Below are 14205 nucleotides of genomic sequence, written 5' to 3' on the forward strand. Positions count from 1 at the left end.
CCGCCGTGTCGACCCCCTCCCCGCTGGCGGCATGGTACGGAGGCCCGCGGTGGTCACGGTCCGCCGTGACCACCGCGGGCTTCTGTGTATATTCGGCGAGGCGTAAAACTAAGGGGTCTAGGAAACACGTCGGCAGGGGTGGACATGGTGCGCGCGGGGCTCACGACCGAACGGGTCGTGGCGGCTGCGGCCGATCTGGCGGACTCGGCCGGCTTCGACAAGGTCACCATCTCCGCACTGGCCAGGGGCTTCGGCGTCAAGGACGCGAGCCTCTACTCCCACGTCAGGAACCTGGGCGACCTGCGCACCCGCGTCGCACTCCTGGCCGCCGGGGAGTTCATCGACCGGATCGAGGCGGCGGTGGCCGGCCGGGCCGGGAAGGACGCGCTGTTCGCGTTCGCCGACGCCTATCGCACCTTCGCGCTGGAGTGCCCCGGCCGCTATGCCGCCACGCGCTACCGCGTCGACCCCGCGATCGTCGCCGAGGCGCCCGCGTACCACCGCACCGTCCGCACCACCTCTGCGATGCTGCGCGCGTACGGCCTGACCGACCCGGACCTCACGGACGCGGTACGGCTGCTGCGCAGCACCTTCCACGGCTTCACCGACCTGGAGGCCGAGGGCGGCTTCGAGGCCGACCGACCGGTGCAGACCTCCTGGGAACACGCGGTCGAGGCGCTGCACTTCCTGCTGTCGAACTGGACCTCGGCGACCGGCGGGGCGTAGCCGTCGCCCCCGGACGAACCGTGCGGGCACCGCCGGCGAGGGGACCGGACTGCGGGGAACCGCTCGGCGGTAGGGCCTTTGACGTGGGGGAGCCGCCTCGAACCGGCCGCGGTGCGTCCTACGGCAGGCTACGGGTGAGCCATACCAGCTCGCCACGGTCGTCGGCCGAGACGTGGTCGCGCTGGAACCCCAGCTTTTCGAGGACGCGAAACGACGGCACGTTCCAGGGACGCACTGTCGACCAGAGCCGCTTCCGCCCTGTCGTGATCGCCGCGTCGAGCACCGCGGACGCCGCCTCGGTGGCATAGCCCTGTCCGTGCACACGCCGGAACAGCTCACATGCGATCTCCGGCTCGTCGACAGAAGCCCGGCCGGCGGTGAGCCCGCAATACCCGATGAAATCGCCCGCATCGCGGCGGATGACCGGCAGCAGGGCGATTCCTGTCAGTGCCGACGCCGCGCGCTGATCCTCGATCATCCGCCGGTTGTCCTCGATCGACGGCGTGCCACCACCTCGCTCGGCGACGAGCAGGCGATGGGCATCGATGTCGGGCTCGGTCCACTGACGCCACGTCAGCCGTGCCGAGGCGAGTGGGAGCGGCATCGGTGCATACGGCATGGTGACACCTTATCGACGCCGCTCCCCGCGAGGGTCCGCCGGTCGCGACCGCCCGCGGAGTCGAAACCCCCGGCGGCGTCGGTGGTCCGTCGCGGCCGGGGGTCGTCGTGGTGGGTGGCCGGGGTCAGACGGCCGTGCGGGAGGTGGAGGTTGTCGCTTCGCGGATCAGTTCCGCGTAGCGGCGGCCGCTCGTCTTGACCGTGCGGCGCTGGGTCGCGTAGTCGACGTGGACCAGGCCGAACCGCTTGTCGTAGCCGTATGCCCACTCGAAGTTGTCGAGGAGTGACCAGGCGAAGTAGCCGGCCAGCGGGGCGCCCTTGCGGACGGCGCGGGCGCAGGCCGCGAGGTGTTCCTCCAGGTACTGCGTCCGCTCGGGGTCGTGCACGGACCCGTCGGGCAGGACGACGTCCTGGTAGGCCGAGCCGTTCTCCGTGACGTAGACGCGCTCGACGCCGTACTCCTCCGTCAGGCGCAGGAGCAGCTGCTCCAGGCCCTGCGCGTGCACCTCCCAGTCCATGTGGGTGTGGCGGGAACCAGGCAGGTAGACCTGCTTCGCGTGCGGGACCGGGCCGGCCGGGTCGGCGGTGACGACCTGGCGGAAGTAGTAGTTGACGCCCAGCCAGTCCAGCGGCGCGGAGATCAGTTCCATGTCGCCCTCCTGGACGGGGAGTTCGACTCCGTACAGGTCCACCATGTCCTGCGGGTAGCCGCGTCCGAGGATGGGGTCGAGCCACCAGCGGTTGGTGTGGCCGTCGCCGCGCACCGCCGCGGCCCTGTCGGCCTCCCGGTCCGTGGCCGCTTCCACCGGGCTGAGGTTGTTGACGATGCCGACCCGGGCGTCGGGGGAGATGCTCCGGATCGCCCGGACCGCGAGGCCGTGGCCCAGGTGCAGGTGGTAGGAGGCCCGGACGGCGGCGGTCAGGTCGGTGAGACCCGGTGCCATCGTGCCCTCCAGGTGCCCGATCCACGCCGAGCACAGGGGCTCGTTGAGGGTCGCCCAGTCCTTGACACGGTCGCCGAGGCGTTCCACGACGACCGAGGTGTACGCGGCGAAGTGCTCCGCGGTCTCCCGTACGGTCCAGCCGCCCCGGTCCTGGAGGGCCTGCGGCAGGTCCCAGTGGTAGAGCGTGGCGAACGGGGTGATCCCGGCCTCGAGGAGCCCGTCCACCAGCCGGTCGTAGAAGTCGAGGCCGGCCGCGTTGACCGGTCCGTCGCCGCCGGGCACGACGCGCGGCCAGGCGAGCGAGAAGCGGTACGCGTTCGCCCCTACTTCCTTGATCAGGGCGATGTCCTCCGGGACCCGGTGGTAGTGGTCGCAGGCCACGTCGCCGGTGTCGCCGCCGGCCACCTTGCCCGGGGTGTGCGAGAAGGTGTCCCAGATGGAGGGGGCACGGCCGTCCTCGGCCACGGCTCCCTCGATCTGGTACGCGGCGGTGGCGACGCCCCAGGTGAAGCCGGCCGGCAGGGCGCTGAGGTCGTTCACGGACTTCCTTTCCGGGGCGGTCACTTGACGGCTCCCGCGGTCAGGCCGGCCACCAGGTAGCGCTGCAGGAGCAGGAAGCCGGCGACGATCGGCACACTGACGACGAGCGAGGCGGCCATGACCTGGTTCCAGTACACGTCGTTCTGGGTGGCGTAGCCCTGGAGGCCGACAGCCAGGGTGCGGGTGGTGTCGTTGGTCATGACGGAGGCGAAGAGGACCTCGCCCCAGGCCGTCATGAACGCGTAGACGGCGACGGCGACGATGCCCGGCACGGCGGCCGGCACCACGACCCGGAACAGGGCCCGGATCGGCCCGCAGCCGTCGACGAGCGCGGCCTCGTCCAGGTCCCGGGGGATCGAGTCGAAGTAGCCGATGAGCATCCAGATGGAGAACGGCAGCGAGAACGTCAGATACGTGAGGATCAGACCGCCGCGCGAGCCGTACAGGGCGACGCCCGTGCTGTTGCCGATGTTGACGAAGATCAGGAACAGCGGCAGCAGGAAGAGGATGCCCGGGAACATCTGGGTGGAGAGCACCGTCACGGTGAACACGCGCTTGCCGCGGAACTTGTAGCGGCTCACCGCATACGCGGAGAAGATCGCGATGATCACCGAAAGGACCGTTGCCGCGCCCGCCACGATCAGTGAATTGACGAAGTACCGGGCGAGCGGGACGGTGTCCCAGATGTCGATGTAGGGCTTGATGGTCAGCCCGGACGGGATCCAGTGGAACTTCCCCGACACGTCCTGGAGCGGCTTGAGCGAGCTGCTGACCATCACGTAGACGGGCAGCAGGACGAAGGCGGTCAGGAAGGTCAGGATGATCCGGCGGACCCAGAGGAAGGACCGGGGCGCGGCCATCGGCGAACGGGGGCGCGAGCGCCCTGTCGTCTTCGCCGGCAGTGCGGACGGCTGGGCATGGCTAGGCATCGGCACCCTTCCTTCCGCGTGAGGTGATGAGCAGGTAGACGGCGGTCACGACCAGCAGGAACAGCAACAGCAGCACGGACATCGCGGAGCCGGTGCCGAAGTTCCAGGTGACGAACGAGGACTGGTAGATGTGGATCGAGATCAGGTCCGCGTTCTCGGGGGCGGCCTTCCCGAACAGCACGTACGGGGTGTTGAAGTCGTTGAACGTCCACAGGAAGAGGACGAGCACCAGGACCTGGTTGACCGGGCGCAGCGAGGGCAGCGTGATCTTGCGGATCTGCTGCCAGATGCCGGCGCCGTCGATCGAGGCGGCCTCGTACAGCTCGCGCGGGATGTTCTGGAGCCCGGCCATCACGATCAGGAAGGCGAAGGGCCAGCCCTTCCAGACCGAGACGATGATCAGCGCGTAGATGCTGTTGTCGCCGATCAGCCAGAACGACGGCTGGTCGGTGAGCCCGAGCTGGTCGTGGAGCACGTGGTTGACCAGGCCGTTGTCGCGCTGGAACATGAAGGCCCAGGTGATCACGGCCGCGTACACCGGCAAGGCGTACGGCACGAGGAAGATCGCCCGCAGGAAGCCCCTGCCGCGGAAGTTCTCCTGCAGCATGATCGCCGCCGCGACCCCGAACAGCCACGCCAGGCCGACGGCGAAGAACGTGAAGACGCAGGTGACGAAGAACGAGTGGAGCAGTGCCTCGCCGATCGGGGCGTTGACGTCGACGGCGATCTTGTAGTTGTCGAAGCCGCTCCAGGGCGCCCCGCCCCAGTTGTTGATGTAGAACTGCGTGAACTGGCGGAAGCTCATCACGATTCCGATGATCATCGGAATCACATGGACGAGGAGTTCGAGCAGGACGGCCGGCAGGAGCAGGAGATAGGGCAGTCCGCCTTGGCGGATCCGGTCGGGGATGCGCGGCAGTCTCCTGCGCGCACCCCCGCTGCCCCGGCTCGTCACCCTGTCCGACTTCTCCGTCAGGCTGTCGGTGGTCACGGTGGCGGTCATGAAGGGTGCCTTACTGCTGCATCGTCTGCTGGGCCTTTTCCAGGCGCGCCTTGACGGATTCGGTGGTCACGGGACGGCCGGCGGCCGCGTCGGCCCACAGCTCCTTGACCGCGGTGCCGACGGCGGTCTCGAACTGCGACTCGTTGGGCACCTGCGGCAGCGGGGCCGCGCTCTTGGCCAGCGTGTCGCGCAGGACCGCGAGGTCGGGCGCCGAGAAGGCCTGGTCCGCCTGGGCGGTCTTGACCGGGGGGATCGACCCGTAGGTCTTGTTGAGCAGCTTCTGCTCGTCGTCGCTCGTCATGAACTTCACGAACTTCTTGGCGCCGTCGAGGTTCTTGGTGTTCTTGAACACCGCCATGTTGATGCCGGCGACCATGGAGTTGACGTTCTTGCCCGTACCGGGAGTGCCGGAGGGGACCGGGACGGGGGCCGCGCCCCAGTCCTCGGGCTTCATGCCCTGCGAGGCGAAGGTGGAGGCGGCGGCCTGCCACAGCACCATCGCGGTCTTGCCCTTGGCGAAGTCCGTCAGGGACTGGTTCTGGGCGTACTCCGCGTTGCCCGGGGCGATGATCTTGTCCTTGGCCATGAAGTCGATGTACTGCTTCACGGCCGCGACCGCGCCGTCCGAGGTGAAGGTCGGCTTGCCCTCGGCGTCGAAGAAGTCGGCGCCGTGCTGCTGGCCCAGTGCGAACGTCTGGTGGATGTTGTTGGAGAGGTTGGACCCCTCGGCGCCCAGTCCCCACTTGCCGTTCTTGGAGAGCTTCTTGCCGTCCGCGACCAGCTCGTCCCAGGTGGCCGGGGGCTTCTCGATGCCGGCTTCGGCGAAGCTCTTCTTGTTGTAGTAGAGGGCGTACGCGAGTGAGTACAGCGGGACCGCGGCGGGGTCCTGGCCCGCCGCGCCGGCCGAGGCGACCGCCGAGCCGACGAACCGGTCGCGGCCGCCGATCGCGTCGAAGTTCTCCTTGTTCCAGGGGAGCAGCGCACCGGTCGCCTGGAGCGAGGCCGTCCAGGTGTTGCCGATGTTCAGGACGTCCGGGCCCTGGCCGGACGTGGTGGCGGCCAGGATCCGGTTGAGCAGGTCGGCCCACGGCACGACCTCCAGCTTGACCTTGATGCCGGTCTGCTTCTCGAACTTCTTCAGCTCGGGAGTCAGGATCTTCTTGTCGGCCTCGATGCTGGGGCCCTGGTTGGAGGCCCAGTACGTGAGGGTCTTCGGTGAATCGTTGCTGCCGCCGCCCGAGGACGTACCGCCTCCGCAGCCGGTGACACCGGCGGCTATGGAGATCGCGAGGGTGGCGGCTGCCGCGGCTCTGATGGTGCGCATGCGGAATGGCCCCTTTCCGGGGAGGAAGGCCGTGTTCGGGACCCGAACGACCTTCAGGTCTTAATTTATGACGTGATTTAAGAGGTGGGAGAAGGTCGCGTCAAGTCCTGGGGTCGCGGTATGTTTCCGCCAGGGAAGGAGCCACATGGCTGAGCGCAACAGACGGACCGTGCGTGACCTGCGACGGGGCAACCGGTCGCGGGTATTGCAACGGTTGTATTTCGACGGCCCGCTGAGCCGCCAGGAGCTCGGTCCCGCGACCGGGCTGAGTTCGGGTTCCATCAGCAACGTCGTCGCGGAACTCTCCGCGGAGAACCTGCTGGAGGAGGCGGGTGTCGTCGACTCCGACGGCGGCCGCCCCCGCACCCTGCTGCGCGTCGCCCCCGGCGGCGGCCTCCTCATCGGCATCGACATCGGTGAGACCCGGATCAGGGTGGAGCTCTTCGACCTCTCCCTGACCGAGCTCGCCCGCACCGAGCGGCTGCTCGCCCAGCACGGCTACGACGTGGACCGCATCGTCGGCCATGTCCGCAGCGGCGTCGCCGACGTGCTGCGGGACGCCGGCGCCGACCCGCACCGGCTGCTCGGCATCGGGATCGGCGTCCCCGGCATCATCGAGCGCCACGCGCCGGACGGCGTCGTCGGCGACGTGGGCTCCGTCGTCCACGGCCAGACCATCGACTGGAGCGCCGTCCCCTTCGAGCGGCTGCTCCGGGAAGCCGTGCGGGTGCCGGCCGAGGTCCCGTTCTTCATCGACAACGGCGCCAAGACGCTCGGCCAGGCCGAGATGTGGTTCGGCGGCGGGCGGGGCGCGGGAGCGTCCGCGATCGCCCTCATCGGGTCCGGGGTCGGCGCCTGCGTCAACCACGGCGACCTCCTGGACGAGGACCGCGACAGCCAGGCCCTGGAGTGGGGCCACAGCACCGTGCAACTGCGCGGCCGGCGGTGCCGCTGCGGCTCGATCGGCTGCCTGGAGGCGTACGCGGGTGCCGAGGCGATGCGCGAACGCTGGCACGAGGCGGGCGGCCCGCTGCCCGCCGACGCCGACGACGAGACCGCGCTCGCCGCGCTCCTCGCCGCCGCCTACCCGCCCCCCGGGGCCGAACCGGACCCGGTGGCGGTGGCGCTGCTGGACGAGACGGCCGAGTGCCTGGGCGCCGCGCTGGGCGACCTGATCAACCTCTTCCTGCCCGAGCGCATCCTGCTCGGCGGCTGGGCGGGCCTCCTCATCGGCCCCCACCTGCTGCCCGACATCCGGCGGTACGCAAAGGAGTACGCGCTGAAGCACGCCGCGGCCCGGACCACCATCGAGATGGGCCGCCTCGGCCCGGACGCGGTCACGGTCGGCGCGGCGACCCTGCCCCTGGCCGACTTCCTGGCCCGCGGCGGCAGCCGCCCCTCACCCCCGCCCCGGACCGGCGCGGCGGCACCGGCGCTCCGGACCCCGGCGGACGCCGTGCGCAGCAGGGAACGGCCCAGGACGGAGCAGGGCGCGGCGGGGTGAGTGCGACGCGGGCGGGCCGCCTACGCCGAGTCCCGCACCACCAGCGACGGCTCGAAGATCACGGACGTCGCGGCGCCCTCCGGCTTGCCCAGCCGCTCGATCAGCAGCCGGGCCATCTCGGCGGCCATCGCCTCCACCGGCTGGCGGACCGTGGTCAGCGGCGGACGGCAGGCCAGGGCCGCGCTGCTGTCGTCGAAGCCGATCACCGCGACGTCCTCGGGGACCCGCTTGCCGCGCTCCCGCAGGACGTGGCAGGCGCCTGTTGCCATCAGGTCGTTGGCCGCGAACACCCCGTCCAGATCGGGGTGTTCGGCCAGCAGCCGCTCCATCGCGGTCTCGCCGCTCTCCTGCGTGAACCGCCCCTCGGCGATCGCGATGTAGGGGTGCCCGTTCTGTGTCATCGCGTCCCGGAAACCGGCCAGCCGCTCCTGCACCGCGGGTACGTCGAGCGGTCCGGTGATGGTCGCGATCCGGCGGCAGCCCCGGGCCAGCAGATGCTCGGCCGCCAGCCGCGCGCCGTCCTGATGGGCGACGTCGACATAGCTGATCCGGGCCGCACGCGCCGGGCGCGCGTACAGCACGGCGGGCAGCCCCGCGTCCGTCAGCATGCCCGGCAGCGGGTCCTCCGCGTGCGTCGAGACGACCAGCGCGCCGTCGGCGCTGCCCTGGCGCAGGAACGCCACCACGTCCTCCCGCGCCCGTGACGTCTCGGCGAACATCAGGACCGGGTGCATGCCGCGCGGCCGCAGGTAGTTGACGACACCGGTCACCACCCGCCCGAAGAACGGGTCGGCGAAGACCTGCCCGGTGAACGAGGCCCCCTCGCCGCCGTCCGCCTCGTCCAGCGGCGTGTCCTCGTCCGCCTCCGGCTCGACGCCCGCGCCGGACACCACCAGCGCGATGGCGTCGGTGCGCCGGGTCACCAGTGAGCGCGCCGCGCGGTTGGGCGCGTAGCCGGTGGAGGCGACCGCGCGGCGCACCGCCTCCTGGATCACCGGGTCGACATTCCGTACGCCGTTGATCACCCGGGAGACGGTGGCGCGGGAAACGCCGGCCGCCCTCGCCACGTCCTCAAGGGTGGGTGTTCCGGCCGGTCGCAGATCATCCGTCATGAGCGCATTTATAGCATCAGCGGAGAGCGCTCTCCATCGTGCTCCGAACCGTTACCGGATCCTTTCCCGGCCGCATCCGCACCCGGCCGCGCCACGACACCCGCGGCCAGCGGCAGATCGCCCGCGGAACGGCCCCCGAGCAGCGTGAACGCACCGGCCTCCGTCTCCCACCCGCGCCCTCCGGGCGACCAGTGGGCCAGCGCCCGCCCGTCCACCCGGACCACCGCGTCCGCGCACTCCCCGGGCTCCGCCTCGACCGCCGCGTAGCCGATGAGCTTGCGCACCGGCCGCTCCACGGCGGACCCGCCGCGCGCCAGGTAGACCTGCACCACCTCCCGCCCGCGCCGCCGCCCGGTGTTCCGCACCCGCACCCGCACGTCGAACGGCTCGCCGGCCCCCACCGCCGCCGGGGCCGTCAGCTCCTCGTACGTCCAGCCGGTGTAACCGAGCCCGTGGCCGAACCAGTACGCCGGAGCCGCCCCCGACCGCAGCCAGGCCCGGTGACCGATGTGCGGACCCTCCGCGTAGTGCAGCCGCCCGTCCGCACCGGGTGCGGTCCCGAGCACCGGCACGTCGTCCTGGGAAGCGGCCCAGGTGGTCGGCAGCCGTCCGCCGGGTTCGGCGCGCCCGAACAGCACGTCGGCCAGCCCGTCCCCGGCCTCCTGGCCCGGGAACCAGGCGAGCAGCAGCGCGGGCACCCGGGTGTGCCAGGGCAGGGCGACCGGGCCACCGGCGTTGACCACCACGACGGTGCGCGGGTTCGCCCGCACCACCGCCCGCACCAGCGCGTCCTGGCCCTCCGGCAGGTCCAGGCTCTCCCGGTCGTGGCCCTCGGACTCGTTCTGCTCCGTCGTGCCCACGACCACCACCGCGACGTCGGCCGCGCGTGCGGCGGCGACCGCTGCGGCGCGCGCGGCGTCCGCGTCGCCGGCGGGCGGGGCCGCGGCGAGGACCGTCGCCACCCCCGATCCCGGAGCGAGCGAGCGGAGCGCGACCACCTCCACCTCGCGGCCCGCCGCCAGTTCCACGCGGGCCGTGTGCAGCGGCGGGGCGACGTGCACCCGGGTCGGGTCGTCGCTGTCCAGGGGGAAGGTGCCGGACAGCACCTCCCGGCCGTCGACGCGGAGCACGATGTCGCCCCAGCCGCCCACCGCCCACGTCCACACGCCGCTCTCGGCGGGCCGGAAGAGGGCCCGGACCTCCACCGCGGCGGCGCCCTCGGCCCCGGCCGACGGCTCCACGATCCGCCCGGACAGCCGGTGCTCCGCGTGGAGTTCGGTGCCCCGCGCGTCGAGCAGCCGTACGAGCACCCCGGGCTCACCGTCGCGCGGATCGCGGGCCCGGTCGCGCCCGAGCGGTTGTGGCCGGTCCGACGCCGGGAGCCCGGGCCGGTACGTCACCGCGGCGATCCCGTCCAGCTCCCGCTCGATCCCGGCCAGCGGGGTCACCACGTGGTCCGGGAACACCTCCGCGCTGCCGCCGCCCTGGATGCGTACGGCGGTGGCGTGCGGGCCGATGACCGCGACGGACCGGAGCGCCGCAGGATCGAGCGGCAGCAGCCCGCCCTCGTTGCGGAGGAGCACCGCACCGGCTGAGACGGCGCGGCGCAGCAGGGCGCGCGCGGCGCCCGGAGCCACCGGGGGGCGGTGAGCCGGGCGGCCGGGCCCCGTCGTTCCGTGTGCCGGGCGGTCCGGGCCGAGCGCGCCCACCCGGCGGGCCAGCCGCAGCAGCCTGCGTACCTTGTCGTCCACGGCGACGGCGGGAACCCGGCCCTCTTCGAGCGCCGCGAGCAGTCCGGCCGCCCAGGGACCGTCCGGGCCCGGCATCGCCAGGTCCTGGCCGGAGCGGGCGGCGTCGATGAGCGTGCGCACGCCTCCCCAGTCGGAGACCACGAGACCGTCGAAGCCCCAGGCGTCCTTGAGCGGGCGCTCCAGGAGCGGTGAGGCGGACATGGTCACGCCGTCGACCTTGTTGTACGCGGACATGACCGCCCAGACCCCGGCCGCGACCGCTTCCTCGAACGGGGCGAGATACACCTCGTGCAGGGTGCGTTCGTCGATGCGGACATCGACGGTCAGCCGGTCCGTCTCGGCGTCGTTGCCGACGAAGTGCTTCGCGGTGGCGGCCACTCCGCCCGACTGGATGCCCCGGATGAGCGCCGCGCCGATGCGGCCGGTGAGCAGCGGGTCCTCGGAGAAGCACTCGAAGTGCCGGCCGCCCAGCGGGGAGCGATGCAAATTGAGGGTGGGGGCCAGAAGCACGTCGACGCCCTTGCGTCTCGCCTCGGAGGCGAGCAGAACGCCGAGGTCCGTCAGCAGCCGTTCGTCCCAGGAGGCGGCGAGCGCGGTGGGGGAGGGGAGGACGAGCGAGGTCTCGCGTTCGTCCCACGTCTCGCCCCGGACGCCGGCCGGTCCGTCGGAGAGGGTGAGCGCGCGCAGCCCGGCGGCCGGTTCGGCGTGCGTGCGCCAGGTGCTGGCACCGGTGAGCAGACGAACCTTCTGCGCCGCGTCCAGCTTGTCGAGCAGCGGTTCGGTCTCTTCGTCCGTCATGCGGCCATGCTCCTTCGTGCACCACGCTCCCACGGCTCGTGGAGAGCGCTCTCCCGGCTGTCGGCGCCCAGCGTCCCCGGTCGCCGCCGACCGTGTCAATGGGGGCCCGGTGCGGGCCGGTCGGAGCGGCCGGACCAGGGGCGGCGCCCGGGGCCTGTTCGGCGGATCCTCACGGGCCCACGACGCCTGGCGCGCATTCTCGCCGCCCGCCCGGGCCGGGGACGCGCCGGACGCCGCGGGCCGATCCGCGAAGATGCGCCGGAAGCCCCGGGGCGGGCGGTGGCCGAAACGTACCGTGGTCTTGTCATCACCCGCTGTTTGCACATAAGTTGACCGCTTGCGACGTGTCCTACAGCCAGTGGGGGAGCCAAGTCATGGCCGCGAACGGACGGCACCGCAGATACCAGCCGAGCCGCATCAACCGGGCTTCGCTCACCGTCACGGCAGGAGGGGCCGGTCTCGCCCTGCCCCTCCTCACGGCCGCTTCGGCGGGTGCCGCGTCGACGGACGTCTGGGAGAAGGTCGCCGCCTGCGAGTCCACCGGCAACTGGCACATCAACAGCGGCAACGGCTACTTCGGCGGACTCCAGTTCACCCGCTCCACCTGGGCGGCGTACGGCGGCACGGTGTACGCGGCGCGCGCCGACCTCGCGACCAGGGACCAGCAGATCGCCATCGCGGAGAAGGTCCTGGAGGGCCAGGGACCCGGCGCCTGGCCGGTCTGCTCCGGAAAGGCGGGCCTGACCCGGGGCGGCGCCACGCCCGGCGTCAGCCCGCAGAGCGAGCGCACGGCGAGCGTCTCGACCCCGAAGAAACCGGGCAGCGCGTCGGCGCCGTCCCGCCGCACGCAGACCGAGCGGACCACGACCGCGGCCACGCCGACCACGGTGCCGGGCAAGCGCGAGTCGTACACCGTGACGCCCGGCGACTCGCTCTCCGGGATCGCGTCCGACCAGCACCTCCAGGGCGGCTGGCAGCGGCTCTACGCGGCGAACCGCACGGTCGTCGGCGACGACCCGGACCTCATCTTCCCCGGCCAGCGCCTGACCCTGACCGCAGCGCCCGGGACGGCCACGAAGGCGGCGCCGAGGACGGCGACGAAGCCCGAACCGAAGACGGCGCCGAGGACGGCGACCGAGGCCGGACCGAAGACGACACCCAGGACCGCACCCAAGGCAACGACGAAGACGGCGCCGAGACCCGCCCCGAAAGCCGAGCCGCAGCAAAAGCAGCAGACCAAGCCGCAGCCGAAGAAGACCCGGACGCACAAGACGGAGCAGGCGCAGAAGCACAGCGGGCTCACCGCCCCCGTCGCGGCCCGCACCGGCACCCCGTACCACCAGGCCGGTTCCTGGTCCAGCGGCTACCACACGGGCGTCGACTTCCCCGTCCCCACCGGCACGTCCGTGAAGGCGATGGCGGCCGGCACCGTCGTGTCGGCGGGCTGGGCCGGGCCGTACGGCTACCAGGTCGTCATCCGGCACGGCGACGGCAAGTACAGCCAGTACGCGCACCTGTCCTCGCTGCTCGTGCGCGGCGGGCAGCACGTCGGCGGCGGCCAGCGGATCGCCCGCTCCGGCGCCACCGGCAACGTCACGGGGCCGCACCTGCACTTCGAGGTCCGTACCGGCCCCGACTACGGCTCCGACATCGACCCGCTGGCCTACCTGAGGGCGGGCGGCGTCAAGGTCTGAACGCCCCCGTCACCGGCCTCCCCGTCGGCGCGGTGCCCGGCGCCCGGGGGAGGGCCGAACTCGACCCGGCCGGCCAGGCCCTCCAGTGGCATCCGTGCGGGAAGCGCCGGGGGAGGAGTCCGCGGACCCGCCGCCCTGGGACCGGCCACGGCGGCCGGAGCCGGCTCCTCCGTGCGAGACGGGATGCCCGTCGAGGCCGGCGGCCCGGCGGGCGCGACGAAATCCGCGGGCTCCGCCGCGTCTCCCGCGCCCGTGGTCGCCGCCGCCTCCGAGGCCGACCGCTCCGCGTTCATCCGTTCCGTGGTCAGCATGATCAGCCCGCCGGCCGCGACGGCCCCGCACACCAGGGCCAGCACCGTGCCCGTGACCCCGTGCCGGAACTGCTCGCCGAACAGCGTGATCCCCACCGCCGCGGCCACCACCGGATTCACCACGGTCACCGTGGCGAGCGGGGCCGTCAGGCCCGCGCCCCGGTAGGCCGCCTGGGACAGCAGCAGACCGGCGCCCGCCAGCGCCGCGATCACCAGCAGGGGGAGCAGACCGGACTTCACGGCGCCCGCAGTCCACTCCATGGCCACGGTCTTCGTGTACACCGACGCGATGCCGAAGGCGACGCCCGCCGCCCCGGCCAGCACCACACTCCGCGTCACCGGCCGGCGCATCGCCCGGGAGAGAAGGACCAGGGCGGCCACCGCGCCGAAGGTCACCACGGCCAGCATGAGCTGCTGCGGGGCCCCCAGACCGTGCGCGTCGGCGCTGCCGGTCAGCGCGAGCAGCCCGGCCAGACCCACCGTCGCCATGATCGCGCCGCGCCAGGCAGTTGCCCCGGCCCGGCGGCGTACGAACAGCGCGGCCATCGGCAGCGCGAAGACGATCGTGAGCGCCCCCAGCGGCTGCACGAGGCTCAGCGGGCCGTACGCCAGCGCCACGACGTGCAGCAAGGCTCCCAGCCCGTTGAGGACGACGGCCGCCCACCAGACCCGGTTGCGCAGCGGTGCGAAGGAGCGGCCGTCACAGGCGGTGGCCACGCGCTCCTGGACGATCGCCCCGGCCGCGTAGGCGACCGCGGAGACCAGTGACAGGAGCACGGACAGCGCAAGGGAACTCATGTACACCACGATCCCCTTTTCCAGCCGCCGCGTCGTCGTCCCAGAGGCGGCGATCCGGCGTACTGCTTGGGTAGTACGGCAGTGGTCCGGGTGTCCTCCTCCCGACGGTAGTCCTCTCCGCGGCGGACGTCAGAAGGATCTTGCCGGGTGGCC

At 72.2% G+C, this 14205-nt stretch carries 11 protein-coding genes; 3 read left to right on the forward strand and 8 right to left on the reverse strand.

The genetic code is table 11. From position 1 onward, the window contains the following. Positions 1-144: 144 nt before the first annotated feature. Positions 145-726 (forward strand): TetR/AcrR family transcriptional regulator, encoded by a 582-nt coding sequence (locus ACLQ2N_RS28665; RefSeq protein WP_425817392.1) that lies wholly within the window; start codon positions 145-147, stop codon positions 724-726. A 118-nt stretch (positions 727-844) separates the two neighbouring features. Here the strand turns inward: ACLQ2N_RS28665 and ACLQ2N_RS28670 are convergent, their stop codons facing one another. The 5 genes from ACLQ2N_RS28670 to ACLQ2N_RS28690 form a co-directional block, all read right to left on the reverse strand. Further along, complete coding sequence (locus tag ACLQ2N_RS28670) at positions 845-1345, reverse strand: GNAT family N-acetyltransferase (RefSeq protein ID WP_425817394.1); 501 nt, start codon at positions 1343-1345, stop codon at positions 845-847. A gap of 124 nt (positions 1346-1469) precedes the next feature. Then, a complete protein-coding gene (locus ACLQ2N_RS28675) occupies positions 1470-2828 on the reverse strand; it encodes a GH1 family beta-glucosidase (protein ID WP_425817396.1) in 1359 nt (452 codons plus the stop codon). Positions 2829-2848: 20 nt separating this feature from the next. Next, positions 2849-3757: a carbohydrate ABC transporter permease gene (locus tag ACLQ2N_RS28680; protein WP_425817398.1), complete on the reverse strand. Its 909-nt coding sequence runs from the start codon at positions 3755-3757 to the stop codon at positions 2849-2851. Beyond that, entirely contained in the window at positions 3750-4760 is a 1011-nt protein-coding gene (locus ACLQ2N_RS28685; protein WP_425817400.1) for a carbohydrate ABC transporter permease, read from the reverse strand. The genes ACLQ2N_RS28680 and ACLQ2N_RS28685 overlap by 8 nt, the downstream gene beginning before the upstream one ends. A 10-nt stretch (positions 4761-4770) precedes the next feature. Further along, on the reverse strand, positions 4771-6084 hold the full coding sequence (locus ACLQ2N_RS28690; RefSeq protein ID WP_425817402.1) for an ABC transporter substrate-binding protein: 1314 nt from the start codon (positions 6082-6084) through the stop codon (positions 4771-4773). A 145-nt stretch (positions 6085-6229) separates the two neighbouring features. On the opposite strand from ACLQ2N_RS28690, the gene ACLQ2N_RS28695 reads away from it, so the two are divergent. Continuing rightward, entirely contained in the window at positions 6230-7588 is a 1359-nt protein-coding gene (locus ACLQ2N_RS28695; RefSeq protein WP_425817404.1) for an ROK family transcriptional regulator, read from the forward strand. A 20-nt stretch (positions 7589-7608) separates the two neighbouring features. On the opposite strand, the gene ACLQ2N_RS28700 is transcribed toward ACLQ2N_RS28695, so the two are convergent. Further along, on the reverse strand, positions 7609-8700 hold the full coding sequence (locus tag ACLQ2N_RS28700) for a LacI family DNA-binding transcriptional regulator (RefSeq protein ID WP_425817406.1): 1092 nt from the start codon (positions 8698-8700) through the stop codon (positions 7609-7611). A gap of 8 nt (positions 8701-8708) precedes the next feature. Next, positions 8709-11249 (reverse strand): glycoside hydrolase family 3 C-terminal domain-containing protein, encoded by a 2541-nt coding sequence (locus tag ACLQ2N_RS28705; protein WP_425817408.1) that lies wholly within the window; start codon positions 11247-11249, stop codon positions 8709-8711. Between the two features lie 374 nt (positions 11250-11623). Between ACLQ2N_RS28705 and ACLQ2N_RS28710 the strand changes: the two genes are divergently transcribed. After that, complete coding sequence (locus tag ACLQ2N_RS28710) at positions 11624-12943, forward strand: transglycosylase family protein (RefSeq protein WP_425817410.1); 1320 nt, start codon at positions 11624-11626, stop codon at positions 12941-12943. Here the strand turns inward: ACLQ2N_RS28710 and ACLQ2N_RS28715 are convergent. Continuing rightward, positions 12913-14061: a DMT family transporter gene (locus ACLQ2N_RS28715; RefSeq protein WP_425817412.1), complete on the reverse strand. Its 1149-nt coding sequence runs from the start codon at positions 14059-14061 to the stop codon at positions 12913-12915. The two genes, ACLQ2N_RS28710 and ACLQ2N_RS28715, sit on opposite strands and share 31 nt — an antisense overlap. Positions 14062-14205: the final 144 nt, after the last annotated feature.

This window comes from Streptomyces sp. DT224, from assembly GCF_049844595.1.
Taxonomy (GTDB): Bacteria; Actinomycetota; Actinomycetes; order Streptomycetales; family Streptomycetaceae; genus Streptomyces.